Annotated in this window: 17 protein-coding genes and 1 tRNA gene; 15 read left to right on the forward strand and 3 right to left on the reverse strand. The window is 34.8% G+C overall.

Features of this window, described 5'->3' with window-relative positions:
- Positions 1 to 23: 23 nt before the first annotated feature.
- Positions 24 to 560, reverse strand: a complete 537-nt coding sequence (locus GJJ64_RS11915) for a ferritin (RefSeq protein WP_026903261.1) — start codon at positions 558 to 560, stop codon at positions 24 to 26.
- A gap of 81 nt (positions 561 to 641) precedes the next feature.
- Positions 642 to 989 carry a hypothetical protein gene (locus GJJ64_RS11920; RefSeq protein WP_154288009.1) on the reverse strand — a complete coding sequence of 116 codons (348 nt, stop codon included), beginning with the start codon at positions 987 to 989 and terminating at the stop codon, positions 642 to 644.
- A gap of 278 nt (positions 990 to 1,267) precedes the next feature.
- Here GJJ64_RS11920 and GJJ64_RS11925 point away from each other — a divergent pair, with 278 nt between their 5' ends.
- From GJJ64_RS11925 to GJJ64_RS11945, 5 genes are all read left to right on the forward strand, one after another.
- Entirely contained in the window at positions 1,268 to 1,957 is a 690-nt protein-coding gene (locus tag GJJ64_RS11925) for a response regulator transcription factor (RefSeq protein WP_154288010.1), read from the forward strand.
- Positions 1,954 to 3,321: a HAMP domain-containing sensor histidine kinase gene (locus GJJ64_RS11930; protein WP_154288011.1), complete on the forward strand. Its 1,368-nt coding sequence runs from the start codon at positions 1,954 to 1,956 to the stop codon at positions 3,319 to 3,321. The genes GJJ64_RS11925 and GJJ64_RS11930 overlap by 4 nt, the downstream gene beginning before the upstream one ends.
- Positions 3,322 to 3,422: 101 nt before the next feature.
- Positions 3,423 to 4,208 carry a prohibitin family protein gene (locus GJJ64_RS11935; RefSeq protein WP_154288012.1) on the forward strand — a complete coding sequence of 262 codons (786 nt, stop codon included), beginning with the start codon at positions 3,423 to 3,425 and terminating at the stop codon, positions 4,206 to 4,208.
- Positions 4,209 to 4,248: 40 nt separating this feature from the next.
- Positions 4,249 to 4,926, forward strand: a complete 678-nt coding sequence (locus GJJ64_RS11940; protein WP_154288013.1) for a leucine-rich repeat domain-containing protein — start codon at positions 4,249 to 4,251, stop codon at positions 4,924 to 4,926.
- Positions 4,927 to 4,967: 41 nt separating this feature from the next.
- Positions 4,968 to 5,750: a carbonic anhydrase gene (locus GJJ64_RS11945; RefSeq protein ID WP_317162932.1), complete on the forward strand. Its 783-nt coding sequence runs from the start codon at positions 4,968 to 4,970 to the stop codon at positions 5,748 to 5,750.
- A 295-nt stretch (positions 5,751 to 6,045) separates the two neighbouring features.
- Here the strand turns inward: GJJ64_RS11945 and GJJ64_RS11950 are convergent, their stop codons facing one another.
- Positions 6,046 to 6,966: a PfkB family carbohydrate kinase gene (locus tag GJJ64_RS11950; protein ID WP_154288014.1), complete on the reverse strand. Its 921-nt coding sequence runs from the start codon at positions 6,964 to 6,966 to the stop codon at positions 6,046 to 6,048.
- Positions 6,967 to 7,065: 99 nt separating this feature from the next.
- On the opposite strand from GJJ64_RS11950, the gene GJJ64_RS11955 reads away from it, so the two are divergent.
- The 10 genes from GJJ64_RS11955 to GJJ64_RS12000 all read left to right on the forward strand — a co-directional run bounded on the left by GJJ64_RS11955 (position 7,066) and on the right by GJJ64_RS12000 (position 18,132).
- Positions 7,066 to 7,139, forward strand: a tRNA-Asn gene (locus tag GJJ64_RS11955).
- A 196-nt stretch (positions 7,140 to 7,335) separates the two neighbouring features.
- Complete coding sequence (locus tag GJJ64_RS11960; RefSeq protein ID WP_154288015.1) at positions 7,336 to 7,617, forward strand: hypothetical protein; 282 nt, start codon at positions 7,336 to 7,338, stop codon at positions 7,615 to 7,617.
- On the forward strand, positions 7,618 to 7,812 hold the full coding sequence (locus GJJ64_RS11965) for a hypothetical protein (protein WP_154288016.1): 195 nt from the start codon (positions 7,618 to 7,620) through the stop codon (positions 7,810 to 7,812).
- A gap of 423 nt (positions 7,813 to 8,235) precedes the next feature.
- Positions 8,236 to 8,676, forward strand: a complete 441-nt coding sequence (locus GJJ64_RS11970) for a hypothetical protein (protein WP_154288017.1) — start codon at positions 8,236 to 8,238, stop codon at positions 8,674 to 8,676.
- A 92-nt stretch (positions 8,677 to 8,768) separates the two neighbouring features.
- Complete coding sequence (locus GJJ64_RS11975) at positions 8,769 to 9,323, forward strand: REP-associated tyrosine transposase (RefSeq protein WP_154288018.1); 555 nt, start codon at positions 8,769 to 8,771, stop codon at positions 9,321 to 9,323.
- A 133-nt stretch (positions 9,324 to 9,456) separates the two neighbouring features.
- Positions 9,457 to 9,837 (forward strand): hypothetical protein, encoded by a 381-nt coding sequence (locus tag GJJ64_RS11980; RefSeq protein WP_154288019.1) that lies wholly within the window; start codon positions 9,457 to 9,459, stop codon positions 9,835 to 9,837.
- A gap of 454 nt (positions 9,838 to 10,291) precedes the next feature.
- On the forward strand, positions 10,292 to 11,881 hold the full coding sequence (locus GJJ64_RS11985; RefSeq protein WP_154288020.1) for a glycoside hydrolase family 43 protein: 1,590 nt from the start codon (positions 10,292 to 10,294) through the stop codon (positions 11,879 to 11,881).
- A gap of 110 nt (positions 11,882 to 11,991) precedes the next feature.
- Entirely contained in the window at positions 11,992 to 14,352 is a 2,361-nt protein-coding gene (locus GJJ64_RS11990; protein WP_154288021.1) for a glycoside hydrolase family 127 protein, read from the forward strand.
- 87 nt (positions 14,353 to 14,439) lie between these two features.
- Positions 14,440 to 15,750: an acetylxylan esterase gene (locus tag GJJ64_RS11995; RefSeq protein WP_154288022.1), complete on the forward strand. Its 1,311-nt coding sequence runs from the start codon at positions 14,440 to 14,442 to the stop codon at positions 15,748 to 15,750.
- Positions 15,751 to 15,945: 195 nt separating this feature from the next.
- On the forward strand, positions 15,946 to 18,132 hold the full coding sequence (locus GJJ64_RS12000; RefSeq protein WP_154288023.1) for a polysaccharide lyase family 8 super-sandwich domain-containing protein: 2,187 nt from the start codon (positions 15,946 to 15,948) through the stop codon (positions 18,130 to 18,132).
- The last annotated feature ends 12 nt before the right edge of the window (positions 18,133 to 18,144 follow it).

Below are 18,144 nucleotides of genomic sequence, written 5' to 3' on the forward strand. Positions count from 1 at the left end.
TTTTTAATGTTGATTAGAGCTTTTTAAGCTTCTTCACCTTCGCTATATTTTATTTTAGCTATATGTCTATCAATTTCCCAACGACCAGTTCCGGCTTCACCAATTAAATCAAACAATTCTAAAGCTCTTCTTGCTTTAAATTCTTCTTCGCGTTGTTCTTTAAAGAACCAGTTTAAAAACTCTAAGGTTACAAAATCTTGCTCTTTATGGCATTTTGCAGCAATGTTTTTGAAAGATTGTGTAATAGCTATTTCTTGTTCCAAAGCATCCTCAAACACTTCTCTAAAGCTCATATACTCTATTTTGATGTTATTGATATCTGGAGAGATAGCCGTACCGCCCATATCTAAAACATAATGAAATAATTTCATTTGGTGTTTACGCTCTTCTTCTGATTGATCATAGAAATATTGAGCAGAACAATCAAAACCATTTCTATCACACCAAGAAGCCATAGCTAAATATAGCGATGATGAATGAGCTTCTTTTTTTATTTGCTGATTTAAGCTACTTTCTATCTCGGTAGAAAGTAAACTTTTATGACGTACTAAATCTTTCATGATGTAAATTTTTATATCTTAAATATAGCAAATATTACACCGTAGGCAGATTAGAAAAGTAATTTGGAGTTAATCTAATTATCAGATTAGCCTTTGCAGGCAATCTTTAATAGTGCTGTTTAAGTTAAACATGGTAAAAGTACCATGTAACAAATCTTTAAGCCCTAAAATTTCATGAATATCTAATACAAAGCAATCCTCGGCTCCACACAAGAAAATAATTTCTAGGCCAGAATGGCTGGCATCTGTCATTTTAGCCAAATCAACCTGGTTAATAACTTTGTTTAGTCTTTGTAAGCAAGGGTATTTGTAGGTAACGGTTTTACCAGAGAATTTTAAAGTAAGTAAATCTGTTCTAGGGCAATGACTAATAGAGCCGAAATTGGTGCTAAAGACTTCTATTTGGTTAATTTCCGCTAGTTGATTCATATTGTTTCAAATTTCTATTTTATTTAGAACTAATCCAAATTAATTTTAAAATGATTCTAAATAATTTTTTGGATCATGATGAACATTATGAAAAAAATGCGGTTAATTAAGCTTAAAGCGTTAAATGTAAATTTTAACTCAAAAGGAAATTAAATTCTAATAAGTTTCTAAGGTTGATGTAATTTCTGCCTAATTTAATCAACTAGTTTTATGTTGTTTTTGAAGATGCTATAAGAAGCTAATTTCAATCCTCAAAGAGCAATTAACGCTGTATAAAAATGGTAGAACGAAAAAATATATTAATTGTTGAAGACGAAACTAAAGTAGCAGCCTTTATTCATAAAGGTTTGCAAACTCAAGATTTCTCTAGTGATATTGCAGATTGCGGCTTTCAGGCGCTTAATCTTTTTAATCAAAACCATTATGATTTGGTAATATTAGATATTGGTTTACCTGATATGAGTGGTTTAGCCGTTTGCGAGCAAATCAGAAAAAATGATAATAGAATTCCTATTTTAATGTTAACCGCCATGGGAAGCTTAGCCGATAAATTATCGGGGTTTGAGGTTGGTACTAATGATTATCTGGTTAAGCCTTTTGATTTTATGGAGCTTTTGGTTAGGATTAAATCACTTCTAAAGTATTATCCTGAAAAGGTTAAACAACAAGAAATTTTAAAAGTAGCAGATTTAGAGCTTGATTTAAACGAGAAAATAGCCCGTAGAGCAGGGAAAGAAATAGAGCTTACAGCCAGAGAGTTTAGCTTATTAGAGTACTTGATGCTTCATAAAGGTAAAGTAGTTTCAAAAATAGAATTAGCAGAAAAAGTTTGGGATATAAATTTTGATACTAGAACCAATTTTGTTGAAGTTTATATCAATTACGTTCGTAATAAAGTAGATAAAGGGCATGCTAACAAACTTATTCATACTGTAGTAGGAATGGGTTATATCTTAAAACAGAAATGACAATTAGAACCAAGATGACGGTACTGTTCCTTAGTATCGTAACTGTATTATTATTGGTTTTTTGTGTAACCATTTACTTTTTAAGTGATGTTTACAGGCAATCAGAATTTGAAACTCGGCTAAAGAGAGAAGCCTTAACTGCTGCTACCATTGTTTTTAACAAAGAAGAAGTTAGTCCTGATTTGCTTAAAATATTAAGTCGTAATCAGATGACGGCCCTCAGCAAAGAAAACATTGTTATTTTCAACGCTCAGGATAAAGTTATCTATCAAAGTGGGCTAAAAAGCAATATTTATACTCCGGCTAAACTGCAAGAAATAAAGCGAAACGAAGAAGTTTTTTGGGAAGAAGGTGAGGTAGAAGAATTTGGTATGACCATTAGAAACCGAGCTAAAGATTATATTGTTATTGTATCTGCGGTAGATAAATATGGTTTAAGTAAGCAGCACAATTTAGCCATTCTGCTAAGTTTTGGAAGTATTTTATTAATTGCCTTAAGTGCTATTATAGGGCGGTTTTTTGCAGGAGGTCTACTTAAACCTATGCAACAAATGATTAAAGAAATAGATGCTATTAATGCATCTTATTTAAGTTTAAGACTTAGCCAAAGGGGTAATAAAGATGAGCTAGGGCAGTTGGCTCAGCGTTTTAACGAGATGTTAGACCGTTTACAGAAAGCTTTTCATAAACAAAGGGCTTTTGTATCTCATGCCTCGCATGAATTAAGAACTCCTTTAACGGCTATTACTGGGCAAATACAGGTTTCTTTGCTTGCTAATGATAATATGGAGGAACTAAGAAACATGGCTAAATCTGTTTTAGAAGATGTAAATCAACTTAATATCCTTACCAACAATTTATTAGAATTAAACAGTATTGATGTTGATGATATTAGAATTAAAGCAAGCTTGCTTAATGTGGTAGATTTATTACTACAAGCAAAATCTGAGGTCAGTCAAAAATATCCGGAAAGTAAGATTGTGCTGCAAATTGATGACCATGAGGATTATTTACCCGAGATTTATGCTAACGAGAGCTTAATTTATAGTGCATTCATCAATCTTATTGAAAATGCTGTAAAGTTCGCATCAGATCAAACAGCTCAAATTAAATTACTTACCTTAAAAGATGAAATTCAGATAAAATTTCAAAACAAATTAAATACACCTGTAAACTTAAATATCGATATCATTTTTGATCCTTTTATCAGAGGTGCTAATTCTAAAAACGTGAAAGGTCATGGCGTAGGTTTATCGCTTACAAAAAGAATTATTGATATTCATAAAGGTCATTTAACAGTAAACCTAGAGGAATCAGAATTTGTAGAATTTATTCTTTTTTTACCCAAAGGAAATCATCCATAAATTCTAAGCTCATCCTAATATCAGCTTAAGTTTAGTCTAATAAGAGAAATTTATGTTTACACTATAAAGAAAAATGATTGTGTAATCTAAATTTTAATATAATGAAAACTAAAGTTATTTTATTCTCAGCATGCCTAGCTGTAGCATCTTTAAGTAGCTGTACCATTATTAAGCAAGGCGAAATTGGTGTAAAACGCTCTTTTGGTAAAATAAATCCTAAACCTTTAATGGAAGGTGCCAGAGTATTTAATCCTTTTACAACTACCATTATTAAACTTCCAACACGTACTATCAATATGGAGGTTCGTTTGCCTTTGCCATCTAAAGAAGGTTTAACGGTACAATCAGAAGTTTCTATTTTGTATAGGATGGTAGGAGATTATGGCCCTCAAATAGTTGAAAAATTAGGTAGAAGCTATGAGCAGGTAGTTATTTTGCCAATTTTTAGATCAGCTGTAGCTGATGTTTCTTCTCAATATTTTGCCAAGGATATGCATACAGGACAAAGAGCTTTAATAGAAAAATCTATTAAAGATTTGATGATGTCTCAGTTGCAAAGCAGAGGTTTTGTGATAGAGTCTGTTCTGTTGAAAAGTATAGTGCTTCCTCCAGGGCTAACCAAAGCTATTGAAGAAAAATTAGAGGCAGAACAAGATGCGCAAAGAATGCAATTTGTCTTAGATAAAGAGCGCCAAGAAGCTACTCGTAGAACTATTGAAGCCGAAGGTATTAGAGATGCTCAGAAAATTATTTCTGAGGGTTTATCCCCAATGCTTCTAAGATTTAAAGCTATTGAAGCTTTTAATAAGCTATCAACATCTCCAAATGCTAAAACAATCATAACTGATGGAGATTCGCCCCTCATTTTAAGTACAGAGGGTAAATAGCTTTAAATAGTTAAAACATCAATCTCTAAAGAATAAGATTATGGAACCTAAAAAAGAGCCTTTTTTACAGCGATTTACGGTATATGATTACTTACAATTGCTTATCATCATGGTGTGTATACTGCTTGCAGTATTGCCTCATAAGGCCGATGCCCAAGTAGCAGTAAAAGAATATACCACCCTTGAGGAGGCTTTAAAAGAGCCTGAAAAGGTGTTTAGGTTAAACTTACAAAATCAACATCTTGATCATTTAGAAGAGATTGCTAAGTTCAAAAATCTACAATATTTAAATCTCCGGAACACTCATTTATCGAGTGTTCCGCAGGAGATTACCACGCTTCAAAATCTAAAGGTATTAGATATTGGTGATAATGAAATTGCCTTGCTCCCTAAGAACTTTGATGCTTTGAAAAATCTTACAGAGTTGTATCTAGATAAAGAAAAAAACTTACAGCTAGAAGAAGATTTAGAGATCTTAAGTAGGATGAAGAGCCTTAAAATTCTTCACTTAGAAAATAACGGAATCAGCATCTTGCCCAAAAATATTGGTAAACTTCAAAAAATAGAAGCCCTGTATTTAGGCGATAATAAATTACAAACTATTCCGGCAGAAATTAAAGAACTCAAGAAATTGAAATTTCTTGATGTTCACCACAACCCCATTATTCCAACAGATGTTATCAAAAGGAATTATGGCGGACTAAAAATCAATTTTTAAGACAGAACATATACACTCATTAACACACTAAATAGCATAAAATGAAAAGAAATTTTTGTATCACCTTAGTATGTTTGCTCATCGCAAGTTTAAGTTTGCAGGCACAACAAAGTAGAAAAAGCAACAGTAAAGCCGTAGTTAAAATTGATTCTGCGAAATGGCGAGCAGAGCATTATGTTATCAATAGAGACTCTGCCTATGCAGACCCACGCCTAGGTTTAAAGAAATTAATGGGCGGTAATAAAAGATTTGTGGAAGGTAAAAGCATTAAGCCAAGACAAGATGCTCAAACCATTAAGCAGCTAGAAAATGGTCAGAAACCGTTTGCTACTATTGTAGGCTGTTCTGATTCTAGAGTACCCAATGAGGTAATTTTTGATCAAGGTTTAGGAGATTTATTTATTATCCGTACAGCAGGGCAGGTTTCTGCGGCAGCATCTTATGGAAGTATGGAATTTGCCACCCTAAAACTTAATACAAAGCTTATTGTAGTTTTAGGGCATACAGAGTGTGGTGCGGTGGCAGCAGCAGTACAAAGACCAGAAAATGTACCCGGACATATTGTTACGCTTATTAATGATATAAAACCGGCAGTTGCCAAATGTGCGCATTTACCGGGCGACCCTGTGAATAACGCAGTTCGCCAAAATGTGATAGAACAAGTAAACCATTTAAGAGATTTAGAACCTATTTTACATAAAAAGTATGTAGACGGTGAGATTTTAATTGTAGGTGCCGTTTATGATATACACACAGGTAAAGTAGAATTTTTACAAGAGACTTTATTGAATCTTCCTCAGAATAAAGTAAAAACAAAAGGTTAGTTCTTTTTTAATGAGGGGTGGTCTTGATAAGCGAGACTGCCTCTTTTTTAAGCTCTCCTAAAAAAGAGATTACAGGAAGAATAGTTTTAAAAAGCAAGATAAAATCTTCTTCATACTCCAAATAAATGCGATAAGTTAGTTAAGTGTAAAGAGACGGTCTTGCCCATCAAGACTGTCTCTTTTTAACCATCATCACATCACAAGAAATTAAAAAATTACTTTATATCTCTTTCAAATAAAGTACGATTGGTTAGTGTGTTAGAGGCAGTCTGGAAAATTCAAGACTGCCTCTTTTTTATTTAGAAATTACAAAGCTACTTAGCTTCACAAATTCTTGTACTCTAGCAGCTATTTCTTCTTGAGTTAAATTTTTAATACGCTCTGTGCCAAATTTTTCTACGCAGAAAGATGCTAAGGCCGAGCCATAGATGATAGCATTTTTCATGTTATTGAAATTTACAGTACCTACTTGTGATAAAAACCCAATAAAACCACCAGCAAAAGTATCACCAGCACCCGTTGGATCAAAAACCTCGGCTAAAGGTAAAGCCGGAGCAGAAAATATTTGGTCTTCATGAAATAATAATGCACCATGTTCTCCCTTTTTAATAATCAGGTATTTAGGGCCCATAGTTAAAATTTTATTTGCCGCTTTAACCAAAGAATATTCTCCGGATAACTGGCGGGCTTCTGCATCATTAATGGTTAAAACATCTACCATCTTAATGGTTTCCAATAAATCGTCCATGGCAATATCCATCCAAAAATTCATGGTATCCATCACAATAAGCTTAGGTCTGTTTTTTAACCTTTTGATAACGGTTTGTTGTATTTGCGGCGTTAAATTACCCAACATTAAAAACTCGCAATCTTGGTAAGACTCTGGAATGATAGGGTCAAAATCAGCTAAAACATTTAACTCTGTAGCTAAAGTATCACGGCTGTTCATATCATTATGGTATTTACCAGCCCAGAAAAAAGATTTTTCTCCTTTTTTTATTTGTAAGCCTTCTACATCAATACCATGCTCTTTAATGCTGTTGATGTCTTCTTCGTGGAAATCCTCACCTACAACAGCCACAATTTTTGTTTTTTTATAAAAGTAAGAGGCTGCTAAACTAGCATAAGTAGCTGCACCACCTACAATTTTATCGGTTTTACCAAACGGAGTTTCTATAGCATCAAAAGCCACAGTACCTATAACAACTAAGCTCATATATTATCTTCAAAAAAGTTTTTACAAATATTGCATAATAAATTTAAAATCCCGAATATTGCAGTCCCTTAACCAGAAGCATGTTGAAATGCTTAAAATTCCCGAATAGCTCAGCTGGTTAGAGCATCTGACTGTTAATCAGAGGGTCGCTGGTTCGAGCCCAGCTTCGGGAGCTCCTTAAAGCCTTACTAGAAATAGTGAGGCTTTTTTTATTTGTAGTTCTAGAACTAAAGCCGTTAATTATATTATATTAATTATTTATATTTAAAATTAAATGCTGAGCGTTTTGGCGTAAGTATGCAGTATTATAGGAATGAATTAAGGGGTACTTGTGTCTTTAGATAGTTTGCAAAGGTTTAATAGAAATAGATGTATTACAGTGATGAAAGCGCAAGTCAGGCTTTTGCTTTGTCTAGCCCGCTAAGACTTGCGCTAGTGAGGGGGCTTACAAAAGCAGAAAAAACTATTTTATCTGCCGGTGTAACTGCTACAAGTAAACTTGCAGAGATAGGAATTGATAAAACAAAGTCTAAAGATAATCCGGGGTCATTACCTTTAATACCAGATTTAACTTCTCCTACTCCTTTACCACTTATAAAACCAGCTCCCGCATCAAAACCTAAGGCAGAATTAAAACCTAAACCTAATTAAATGAATAATACGCTATATTTTCTTGGAGGCATTTTATCCTTAATACTTGGGATATTTATCGTAATAAATCAAATAAAGTTTTTTCTGAAAAAAGAGAAAGACGAATTAGGATTTAATTTTGGTTTTTTAATTAGTGGAATATGTGCAATAATGTTGGGGATAGGATTAATAGAACATTATTGGTCATTAGTTTAGGTAGTCTTAACCCTCTCAATGGCGCAAGGTGTGTCGTGAAGAGTTGATGAGAATCAACGCCTCCCTCACTGGCGCAAGTCTTAGCGAGTAGGTAAAGCGGGAGAGCCTGACTTGTGCCTTATGATTAAAAGCACTAGATTTAGTAATGAGTACAAAATATAAGTTTAACAACCCAGAGAGAGATTATCAAGAAGGTAAAGGTTTAATAGAAATAGATGTATTACAATAATGAAAGCACAAGTCAGTCTTTTGCTCTATCTAGTCCGCTAAGACTTGCGCTAGATAGGGGAAAAAAATATGGAAAGTGGTGAAAATAAGCCATCGGCTGAATTGGCAGCAGGAATAGGCACTGCAATAGGTGTAGGCTACGTAGTAGAATATAAAGTTGAAATAGGAGTTAAAGTAAGTGAAAAATAATATCTAATGATTAAAATAAGTGTTAATAATATAATAGGGAGGGTCTTGTTTTTTCTCATTGGAAGTTTTCCTTTTAGTTTTTATTTAATATTATCAATATTACTTGATTGGGACTTTAATTTTAGTGCTGGTATTTTTATTTACTTTTTGTTATCAATGGGTTTTATGATATTATTAATAAAGTTCTGTTGTTTTGATTGGGATTTCTATGTTGTAAAAGGTAAATGTTTTCAATTTAATAAGTTTGGAATAAAAACCACTGTGCCAATTAATTCTTCTTTTATTATTAAACCTGCTTCTTTACTAGCGTTTTATTTTAACGTTTTTTATATAGAGTTTGAAGATGGAAAAAGATTTTATTTTAGGTATAATTTGTATCAAATGCCTATTTCATCATTTAGAGGTGTTTTGGAAAAAATAAAGTCAGATATTATTGATGCCCAGTAGAGAGCACCCCTCACTGGCGCAAGTCTTAGTGAGTAGAGGAAAAAAGGGAGAGCCTGACTTGTGCTTATTCAATAAAAGCACTAAATATAAAAATGAGTTCAAAATATAAATTTAACAATCCAGAGGGGATATATTTTGTTCCTTTTGCTGTTGTAGGGTGGATAGATGTTTTTACAAGACAAGTGTATAGAGATTTGTTTTTAGAGAGTTTAGTTTACTGTAGAAAGGAAAAGAATTTAAACATACATGCATGGGTAGTCATGAGTAATCATGTTCATTTAATTATGAGCAGCAGAACGGGAGGTAAACTAGCTGATATCATGCGAGATTTAAAGAAATATACAGCATATAAAATACTGAAGGAAATAAAGGAAAGTACAACAGAAAGCAGAAAAGAGTGGATGCTGTTTTTATTTGCCAAAGCTGGCAAAGAGAATAGTAACAATACAAATTATCAGTTTTGGCGGCAAGATAATCATCCCATAGAATTAGATTTTCATAGCAATATGTTTGAACAAAGATTGGATTATATACATAACAATCCAGTAGAGGCAGGCATAGTAGAGCATGCAGCGGATTATGTGTATAGTAGTGCAAAGGATTATCAAGAAGGTAAAGGTTTAATAGAAATAGATGTATTACAGTGATGAAAGCACAAGTCAGGCTTTTGCTTTGTCTAGCCCGCTAAGACTTGCGCTAGTAAGGAGATGTCATCAGTTCAACCTACTCCTTTAATTGTTAAAAGAGATAACCTTCGAGTAGGAAATTAAGAATATATATATGAAGAATACTATGAAAATATTAGGAGTTTTAGTGTTTATATTTTCTATAACATGGTTAATAAACAACTATAAAATTTTCAACTTAGAAAACAACGGGTCTTTAGTCTATATGAAGATTATCGAAAAGCCTCAAACGTGTCTAGGTACAAGAGCCAAATACAACATGAAATTGGATTATAATGGTGAAATATTTGTAAAACAGGTTGCTTCATCTATCTGTGATCAGTATCAAGTGGGTGACAGAATACAGATGAAATACTTAAGGGGGTATAATCAGGTACTGTACCCGAAAGAAAATTTCACTGTGGACTATGGAATAGGAATATTATTTGCTCTCTCAGGAGTGTCATTAGTGATTTATGGTTTTGTTAAAAAGTAGAAGCCTTTATTAGCAACAAAAACAGAAACGCCCGGTTCTGGTTTAAGTCTTAGCGGGCAAAGGCAAGAAGGGGCAGGGTTGACTTAAATCTAAATAGAAGCAAAGACTTTAATATTTTGCATAAGCTTTATATTTTTAAGTAATGTGCTGACAAAAATTAAGATAAAGAAGACAAACCGTGTTAGGGATTGCAGCGGCATCCTTTTTTAGTGAGAGGGTATAGCTTAGGGAAAAAAAGATACAGCGGAAAGCCCGGCCTTGGGCAACACCCAAATAAATAACTCCTTTAACTTTACTATCTCCCTCTCAAGCTTAATATTTCGTATTTTCACCTCCATCCATGTGCGTTCGGCTTTAAAATAAGCTCTATCATTAAAACCAATTTAAACTCATGATTTTTAATTCTCGCTCTCGCAGCATTTTTGGCTGCTTCCTGATGATTTGCTTATTATGCATGCAACAGCTTTACGCACAACAAGAAAAAGTACTTAAAAACCCTATTCTAGAAGGTTATTATCCAGACCCTAGTATTTGCCGTGTAAATGATGATTATTATTTGGTTTGTTCTACCAACGAGTATTTCCCGGGTTTACCCATTTTTCATAGTAAAGATTTAGCCCATTGGCAGCAAATAGGTCATGCTTTAGATAGGCCAGATCAAATAAGATTAGACAGCGTGAATCCATCAGGAGGAATTTTTGCGCCAACCATCAGATATCATCAAGGTTTGTATTACATTTTGTGTACCAGAGCAGGCGGTGATCCTGTAAAAAGAAATTTCGTTATAACGGCAACAAATCCTGCCGGCCCATGGAGCAACCCTTACTGGTTAGAAGATGCACCCGGTATAGACCCCTCTTTGTTTTTTGATGATGATGGAAGAGCTTGGTATACAGGAAATAAAATCCCCAATAAGGAACGCTATTTTAAGCAAAGAGAAATTTGGTTGCAAGAGTTTGATACCAAAAGCATGAAATTAAAAGGCCCTGTTACGCTCTTGCTTGATGAAGGTGCAACCAGAGAAGCCCGTAACATAGAAGCGCCACACATTTACAAAGTAAACGGTTATTACTACCTCATTATAGCAGAAGGAGGCACAGATTTTAACCATGCCGTTACAGTTTTTAGGAGTAAAAATATTCAAGGGCCTTATGAAATTGGTGCTAAAAACCCCATCATCACCAGCAGGCATTTAGGTAACCATTATCCTATACAAAACATTGGTCATGCAGATTTTGTAGAAACCCAAAATGGCGAATGGTATACCGTTTTATTAGGAACCAGACCCTATGGCGGAAAAGGCTTGGCCAATTTAGCCAGAGAAACTTTTATAGCTCCATTAATTTGGGAGGATGGTTGGCCAGTGGTAGCCCCAGGCGAAGGTAAGGTGTTGCCTCAATTTCCTTTTCCTAATTTACCAGAATTTAAGGTGGCTAAACCCAGTGTAAGAGATGATTTTAATAGCGATAAATTGGGCTTTCAATGGAATTTAATCAGAACCCCATCGGCAAACTTATATTCTTTAACCAAAAAACCTGGTACTTTAAGGTTGTATCTAAAACCAGAAAATATTACAGAAAAAGCTAATCCGGCTTTTATAGGTCGTAGGCAACAGCATATCAATTTTGCGGCAAGCACATTTATGCAGTTTAATCCTAAAAATAAAGAAACGGCAGGCTTAGTTGTTTATCAAAATCCAACGCATCATTTTAAATTAGAGTATCTCTTACAGAACGGAAAAAAGGTGCTGCGCTTAACTAAAGTAAAAGCAGGCGTGGTAGAAATATTGGCCGAGAAAGCTATTGATGCTAAGCAATTATTTTTAAAAGTATCTGCCCAAGGGCAAGCTTATGCTTTTCATTTTGCAACAAAAGAAAACGATTGGAATTTATTGTTAGGAAATGTTGAAGGCACTATGCTTAACAGAGCTACAGCAGGCGGCTTTACCGGTGTTTACCTGGCTATTTATGCCAGTAGCAATGGTGCTAAAACCACTAATTATGCAGATTTTGCTTGGTTTGATTATCAAGAATTAAACAAATAAACTTACTTGTGCATCTTTAAATCAACAGCATGATTTGTTATTCTTTTTAAGAAATGTGAAAATTACACTTATATTTGAATTAACCAGCTATAAGCCAAAAAACCTATTTTATGATACGTAAAATTATCATCTATTCTTTCTTCTTTGTGGGTACCCATTTTACTGCACAAGCGCAGCAAAAAGCTCAGTTATTTCCGCTTTCGGCGGTTAAACTAGAAGACCAACTTTTCTTAAAAGCGCAGCAAAATAATTTAAAATATATTCTGGCTTTAGAGCCCGATAGACTCTTAGCTCCGTTCTTAAAAGAAGCCGGGCTTAAACCCAAAGCAGCTATGTATGGCAATTGGGAAACCAGTGGTTTGGGTGGGCAAACGGCTGGTCATTATCTTTCTTCGCTTGCGCTGATGTATGCCGCCACAGGAGAACCCGAGTTGCTAAAGCGTTTAGATTATATGCTAAATGAATTGGCACTATGTCAGCAAAAAAATGCAAACGGCTATGTAGGCGGTGTGCCGGATGGTTTAGCCATGTGGGCCGATGTAGCAAAAGGCAAATTGGAAGTAGCCAACTTTGCTTTAAACAAAAAGTGGGTGCCATGGTACAACATACATAAACTTTATGCGGGTTTAATAGATGCTTATGTGATAGCACAGAGGCCAGAAGCTAAGCAGATATTGTTAAAACTAAGCGATTGGTGCTTAAATACCATCGCCAATTTAAGTGATGAGCAAATGCAAAACATGCTACGTTGCGAGCATGGTGGGATGAACGAAGTTTTAGCAGATGTAGCAGCCATTACTGGCGATGATAAATATTTAGTGGTGGCTAAGCGTTTTTCGCATCAATTTATTTTAGAACCTTTATTGCAGCAGAAAGATGCGCTTACCGGTTTACATGCCAATACACAAATCCCTAAAGTAATTGGCTTTATGCGTATTGCAGAGCTTACACAAAATGATAGCTGGAAAAATGCATCTAAGTTTTTTTGGGAAACCGTAGTCAATAATAGAAGCGTGGCAATTGGAGGCAATAGTGTAAGAGAGCATTTCAATAAAACCGATGATTTTGCTGAACTTATTTACCACAAAGAAGGTCCTGAAACATGCAATAGTTACAACATGTTGAAACTAAGTAAACATTTATTTCAAGACCAACCGCAAGCCAGCTATTTAGATTTTTACGAGAAAACTACTTATAACCATATCTTAGCATCGCAACACCCAGAGCATGGCGGTTTTGTTTATTTAACGCCTATGCGGGCGCAACATTACAGGGTTTATTCTAAACCCGAGCTTGCTTTTTGGTGCTGCGTAGGTACAGGTATAGAAAATCATGCAAAATATGGCGAGTTGATTTATGCTCATCAGCAAAATGATGTATTTGTAAACCTATTTATTGCTTCTACTCTGCATTGGAAAGAAAAGGGCTTAACATTGAAGCAAGAAACTAAGTTTCCTTTTCAAGAGTCTAGTACCCTAACTTTACAATTAGCAAAACCACAATCTTTTACTTTATACATCAGAAAGCCATATTGGGTAAAAAACAATCAGTTAGCGGTTTTAGTAAACCAGAAACCTGTAGAGGCTAAACTTGCAGCAAATGGTTATGTGGCTATCAAAAGAAATTGGAAAAATAACGATAAAATAAGCCTAACACTTCCAATGGAAACACAGCTAGAATCTTTGCCAGACCATTCTTCGTGGGTGGCTTTTAGGCATGGGCCAATTGTGTTGGCTTCTGCCACTTCTAAGCAAGATTTAGAAGGCTTAATTGCTGATGATTCTAGAAAAGGACATATTGCAAACGGACCTTTATATTCTGTTGCTGATGCTCCTGTGCTTATTTCAGAACAGAAAAATTTCAAACCTCAATTAGAAATTATAGATAAAGATAAACTGATATTTGGTGCCGCTAAGTATATCCACCAGGATAAATATAAAAACCTAAAACTGATTCCATTTTTTAATTTGCATGATGCCCGATATATGCTTTATTGGCCCGTAAGCAGTATCCAAAGTTTAGAAGAAAATCGAAAAAAATGGTTAGCAGAAGAGCAAAAAGTCTTGCCTTTAGAAACCGCAACGGTAGATTTTGTTGCACCTGGCGAGCAGCAGTCTGAAGTAGACCATGCCTTTGACGGCAAAGATACTGAGAATGGCTTGTTTAGAGACAGGCGTTTTAGAGCTACCAAAGCATGGTTTTCTTACGAGCTAAAGAATGAAAATAAGCAGGCTAAAAAACTACGCATTACTTATTATGGTGCAGATGTTGCCAAAGGATTGCAGATTTTTGTGAATGATAAAATGCTTCAAAAAGTTACTTTAAACGGAGATAAAGGAGAGAAGTTTTTTGATGAGGAATACATTATCCCGGCTGATATTCTTGAAAATGCAAAATCTTTAAAAGTTAAGTTTGTAAATACAGAAAATGCTACGCCAGTGAAGGTATTTTTTATACGACTTTTAAAATAATAGCTAAAATTTAATAGAGTTTTTGCGGATTAAACATATGTATTAACTTAGCGCTTATTAGCTAACCCAATATACCAAACCTCAAAAATGAACAATTCAATTCTTAAATTTAAAAACTTAACATTCATTTTGTTAGGCTTTTTATTCATTGCCAACGTACAGGCACAAACCAATAAGTCTACAAATCTTACTTTAGCTGTTACCGCTGATAAACCTGATTGGGTTTATAAAATAGGTGAGCAACCTAAGTTTAAAATTACCGCAATGCAAGATGGTAAGCAGCTTAAAAATGTAAAAGTAAAGTACGAGCTTGGTCCAGAAAAAATGCCTGCTATTAAAAAAGACTCTTTAGTGTTAACTCATGGAGAGGCGGTGGTAAGTGCTAGCTCTTTAGCAGAACCAGGTTTTTTAAGAATCACGGTAACTACACAGTCTGGAGATAAAGTGATTAAAAGTTTAGCCACAGCGGCTTTTGCACCAGAAGCTATAAAACCAACCATTACTTTGCCAGATGATTTTAAAACCTTTTGGGCAAAAGCCATAAAAGATTTAGAAAAAGTACCTTTTGATGTAAAGCTAGAAGCTTTAAAAGAGCGTTCAACCGCTACGGTTGATGTTTACCAATTAAACATCCAAAACATTGGTGCTTCAAGAATTTACGGTATTTTATGCGTACCTAAAAAGGAAGGAAAATATCCAGCCGTTTTAAAAGTTCCGGGTGCAGGTGTAAGACCTTATAATGGTGATATTGCTTTAGCCGAAAAAGGATTTATCACACTTGAAATAGGCATACATGGTATTCCGGTTAACCTAAATGCCGATGTTTATAATGATTTAAGAGCTGGAGCATTAGCAGGTTATCCTAGCTTTAATTTAGACAATAAAAACAGCTTTTATTATAAAAGGGTTTATTTAGGATGTATCAGAGCTTTAGATTATTTAGCCAGTCATCCGGCTTATGATGGTACTAACTTAGCCGTACAAGGCGGTAGTCAAGGTGGGGCATTATCTATTGTAACAGCTGCATTAGATAAAAGAATAAAATATTTGGTTGCATTTTATCCCGCTTTAAGCGATGTTACAGGTTATTTATTTAACAGAGCAGGAGGCTGGCCACATTATTTCAATGCTACATCTGTTACACAAAATAATACCAAAGCAAAGTTAGAAACCTGCCAATATTATGATGTGGTAAATTTTGCTAAGCAATTAAAAGTACCTGGCTTTTACAGTTGGGGCTTTAATGATGAAACTTGTCCGCCAACCTCTATGTATGCCGCTTATAACAGTATCAGCGCAGCAAAAGAGCTGGCTATTTACAAAGAAACAGGTCATAATACTGTGGAAGCTCAAAGAGAGCAAGCTACCAACTGGCTTATCAGTATGTTAAAAAAATAGCCTTCAACTTATAAGATAAGCTTCTGAAAGATTCCCATCTTTCAGAAGCTTATCTTATCCCATTTAAAAGCCCGCTTACTGGGCCAAATTATTTCTAATTTTGTTTTCTTAGAAAATATTAATAACTACGCAGAATTATTTGCCCCAAACCAATTTATTAAACTATTTTATTAAGGCCTAAACCATATTCTAATTATGCAAACGTTTGTATTTAGTTTAGAGAAATCTAGCTTGGCAAAAAAAATGATGCTCCTACTGTTTTTATTCATAGCAGGTAGCGTATACGGACAGTCTAATCTTATTGATGTTCTTGCAATGAACATACAAGACTATTACGTAATGAATAAGCAGCAAGACAAGAACTTAAGTCTTGCATTGCAGAATTTAAAGATAGATAAACAAGCATCAGACCAAGGTACTATAGAGCTTTATGAGAAGAAGGAAATTAAGAAAGAAGATGTTTTAAAAATCATCAACTCGCAAAGTGAAAATGGTAGCTGGGCAGATATCAATTATAAAGACGAAAAACGTGGCGGTTGGGAGCCCAAACTACATGGCGATAGGGTGTTGTTATTAACAAAAGCTTATAAGAATCCATCATCAGCGTTTTACAATAAAAAAGAAATTTCTACAGCTATACATAAAGCATTACAGTTTTGGTTTCATACAAAGCCAGTATGCTTAAATTGGTGGTATAATGAAATTGGCTTGCCGCGTACATTGGGCCCTGCCTTTGTTATGCTTAAAAATGAATTATCTGCCGAAGAATTGCAAGGTGCCATAGAAGTGATGAATAACGCTGGTTTTAGAATGACAGGGCAAAACAAAGTATGGCTGGCCGGAAATGTTTTATTCAAATCTATTTTGTTAAATGATGCGCAGTTGGCCCAACAAGCAAGAGATACCATTGTTTCTGAAATTGTGCTTACTAATGTAGAAGGCATTAAGCCCGATTATAGCTTTCATCAACACGGGCCGCAACAACAATTTGGAAATTACGGATTGTCTTTTTTCATTGGGATGTCTATGTGGGGGCGTGTTTTTAACCAAACGCCTTTAGCTTTTAATCCAGAGCAGGTAGGTATTTTAAGAAATTTATTTTCTGAGGCTTATAACTGGCTATCTTGGAAAGCCGAGTTTGATGTAAACTCTTTAGGGAGGCAGTTTTTTAAGAATGCTTTAAAGAATAAGGCATTAGGTGTGGGCTTTGTTGCGGCAGATATGATGTTGATAGATCCACAGCATCAAGAACTTTATGCGGCTTATATTCAAAGGAATTTTGGTAAAGCAACGGCGGCAAACACATTAGAAGGTCATCAGCACTTTTGGTATTCTGATTTTACCATCCATAGAAATAAGGATTGGTTTTCATCGCTTAAAATGTCTTCTAACCGTGTTATAGGTGGCGAGGCTGGTAATAATGAAAATCTTAAAGGCTATTATTTGGCTGATGGGGCCCACTATATTATGGTAGACGGTACCGAGTATGATGATATTTTCCCACTTTTAGATTGGCGAAAGTTACCGGGTGTTACCTGTTACGAGGGTAAAGAGGCGCTTCCTTTATTAACTTTTAAAGGCTACCAAAACCCTTCTGATTTTGTTGGGGGCTTATCTCATAAAAATGAAGGGATATCTGTTTTTTCTTTAGATAGAGATGGTTTAAAAGCTAAAAAAGCATGGTTTTATACCAAAGATGGTGTTATTGCTTTAGGTGCCGATATTCAATCTGGTAATGCTAATGCAGTTACCAGTACCATCAATCAAACTTACTTAAATGGTAAGGTTTACGTAAAAGCTAAGCAGCTTGAAGAAGTATCAAAAAGTAAGAGTTTAAATCATGTAGATTGGGTTTATCACCATAAAATAGGGTATCATAACCTAAGTAAATTGCCATTATCTTTAAAAATAGAAGAACAAAAAGGTAGTTGGGGAGAGATTGCTAAAGTTTACAATACAGATAAGTTACAGGCAGATATGTTTACCTTATTTGTAAATCATGGTAAAATGCCAAAAGCAGCCAATTATGCCTATTTTATGCAGCCTGGGGTTAGCTTAAAGGAAGTTAAAAGCTATAAGCCCGATTTTAAAGTTTTAGAAAACAGTGCTAAGGCACAAATTATAAACTTTACGAAGGATGATAAATTTGCTTTTGTGATTTACCAGCCTTATAATTTCTCTCATCCTAAATTGGGAAACATCAAGTTTGAGCAAGCGGGTTTATACTTGCTGGCTAAAGAAAATGCTAAATGGAACATCACCGTTGCAGACCCAACACAAAAACTATCAGAGATAACGTTTCAATTAAAGAATCAAACACATCAAATAGCTTTACCTAAAGGGCAAGCTTTGGGTAAATCAATAAACTATCTCATTCCTTAAACAATTAATTAC

Origin of the sequence: Pedobacter puniceum (assembly GCF_009674685.1) — a bacterium.
Classification (GTDB): Bacteria; Bacteroidota; Bacteroidia; order Sphingobacteriales; family Sphingobacteriaceae; genus Pseudopedobacter; species Pseudopedobacter puniceum.

Bases quoted from the DNA above. Each gene is read 5' to 3' on its own strand.
- GJJ64_RS11915 (WP_026903261.1), bottom strand. From the start codon at position 560: ATGAAAGATTTAGTACGTCATAAAAGTTTACTTTCTACCGAGATAGAA.
- GJJ64_RS11920 (WP_154288009.1), bottom strand. From the start codon at position 989: ATGAATCAACTAGCGGAAATTAACCAAATAGAAGTCTTTAGCACCAAT.
- GJJ64_RS11925 (WP_154288010.1), top strand. From the start codon at position 1,268: ATGGTAGAACGAAAAAATATATTAATTGTTGAAGACGAAACTAAAGTA.
- GJJ64_RS11930 (WP_154288011.1), top strand. From the start codon at position 1,954: ATGACAATTAGAACCAAGATGACGGTACTGTTCCTTAGTATCGTAACT.
- GJJ64_RS11935 (WP_154288012.1), top strand. From the start codon at position 3,423: ATGAAAACTAAAGTTATTTTATTCTCAGCATGCCTAGCTGTAGCATCT.
- GJJ64_RS11940 (WP_154288013.1), top strand. From the start codon at position 4,249: ATGGAACCTAAAAAAGAGCCTTTTTTACAGCGATTTACGGTATATGAT.
- GJJ64_RS11945 (WP_317162932.1), top strand. From the start codon at position 4,968: ATGAAAAGAAATTTTTGTATCACCTTAGTATGTTTGCTCATCGCAAGT.
- GJJ64_RS11950 (WP_154288014.1), bottom strand. From the start codon at position 6,966: ATGAGCTTAGTTGTTATAGGTACTGTGGCTTTTGATGCTATAGAAACT.
- GJJ64_RS11960 (WP_154288015.1), top strand. From the start codon at position 7,336: ATGTATTACAGTGATGAAAGCGCAAGTCAGGCTTTTGCTTTGTCTAGC.
- GJJ64_RS11965 (WP_154288016.1), top strand. From the start codon at position 7,618: ATGAATAATACGCTATATTTTCTTGGAGGCATTTTATCCTTAATACTT.
- GJJ64_RS11970 (WP_154288017.1), top strand. From the start codon at position 8,236: ATGATTAAAATAAGTGTTAATAATATAATAGGGAGGGTCTTGTTTTTT.
- GJJ64_RS11975 (WP_154288018.1), top strand. From the start codon at position 8,769: ATGAGTTCAAAATATAAATTTAACAATCCAGAGGGGATATATTTTGTT.
- GJJ64_RS11980 (WP_154288019.1), top strand. From the start codon at position 9,457: ATGAAGAATACTATGAAAATATTAGGAGTTTTAGTGTTTATATTTTCT.
- GJJ64_RS11985 (WP_154288020.1), top strand. From the start codon at position 10,292: ATGCAACAGCTTTACGCACAACAAGAAAAAGTACTTAAAAACCCTATT.
- GJJ64_RS11990 (WP_154288021.1), top strand. From the start codon at position 11,992: ATGATACGTAAAATTATCATCTATTCTTTCTTCTTTGTGGGTACCCAT.
- GJJ64_RS11995 (WP_154288022.1), top strand. From the start codon at position 14,440: ATGAACAATTCAATTCTTAAATTTAAAAACTTAACATTCATTTTGTTA.
- GJJ64_RS12000 (WP_154288023.1), top strand. From the start codon at position 15,946: ATGCAAACGTTTGTATTTAGTTTAGAGAAATCTAGCTTGGCAAAAAAA.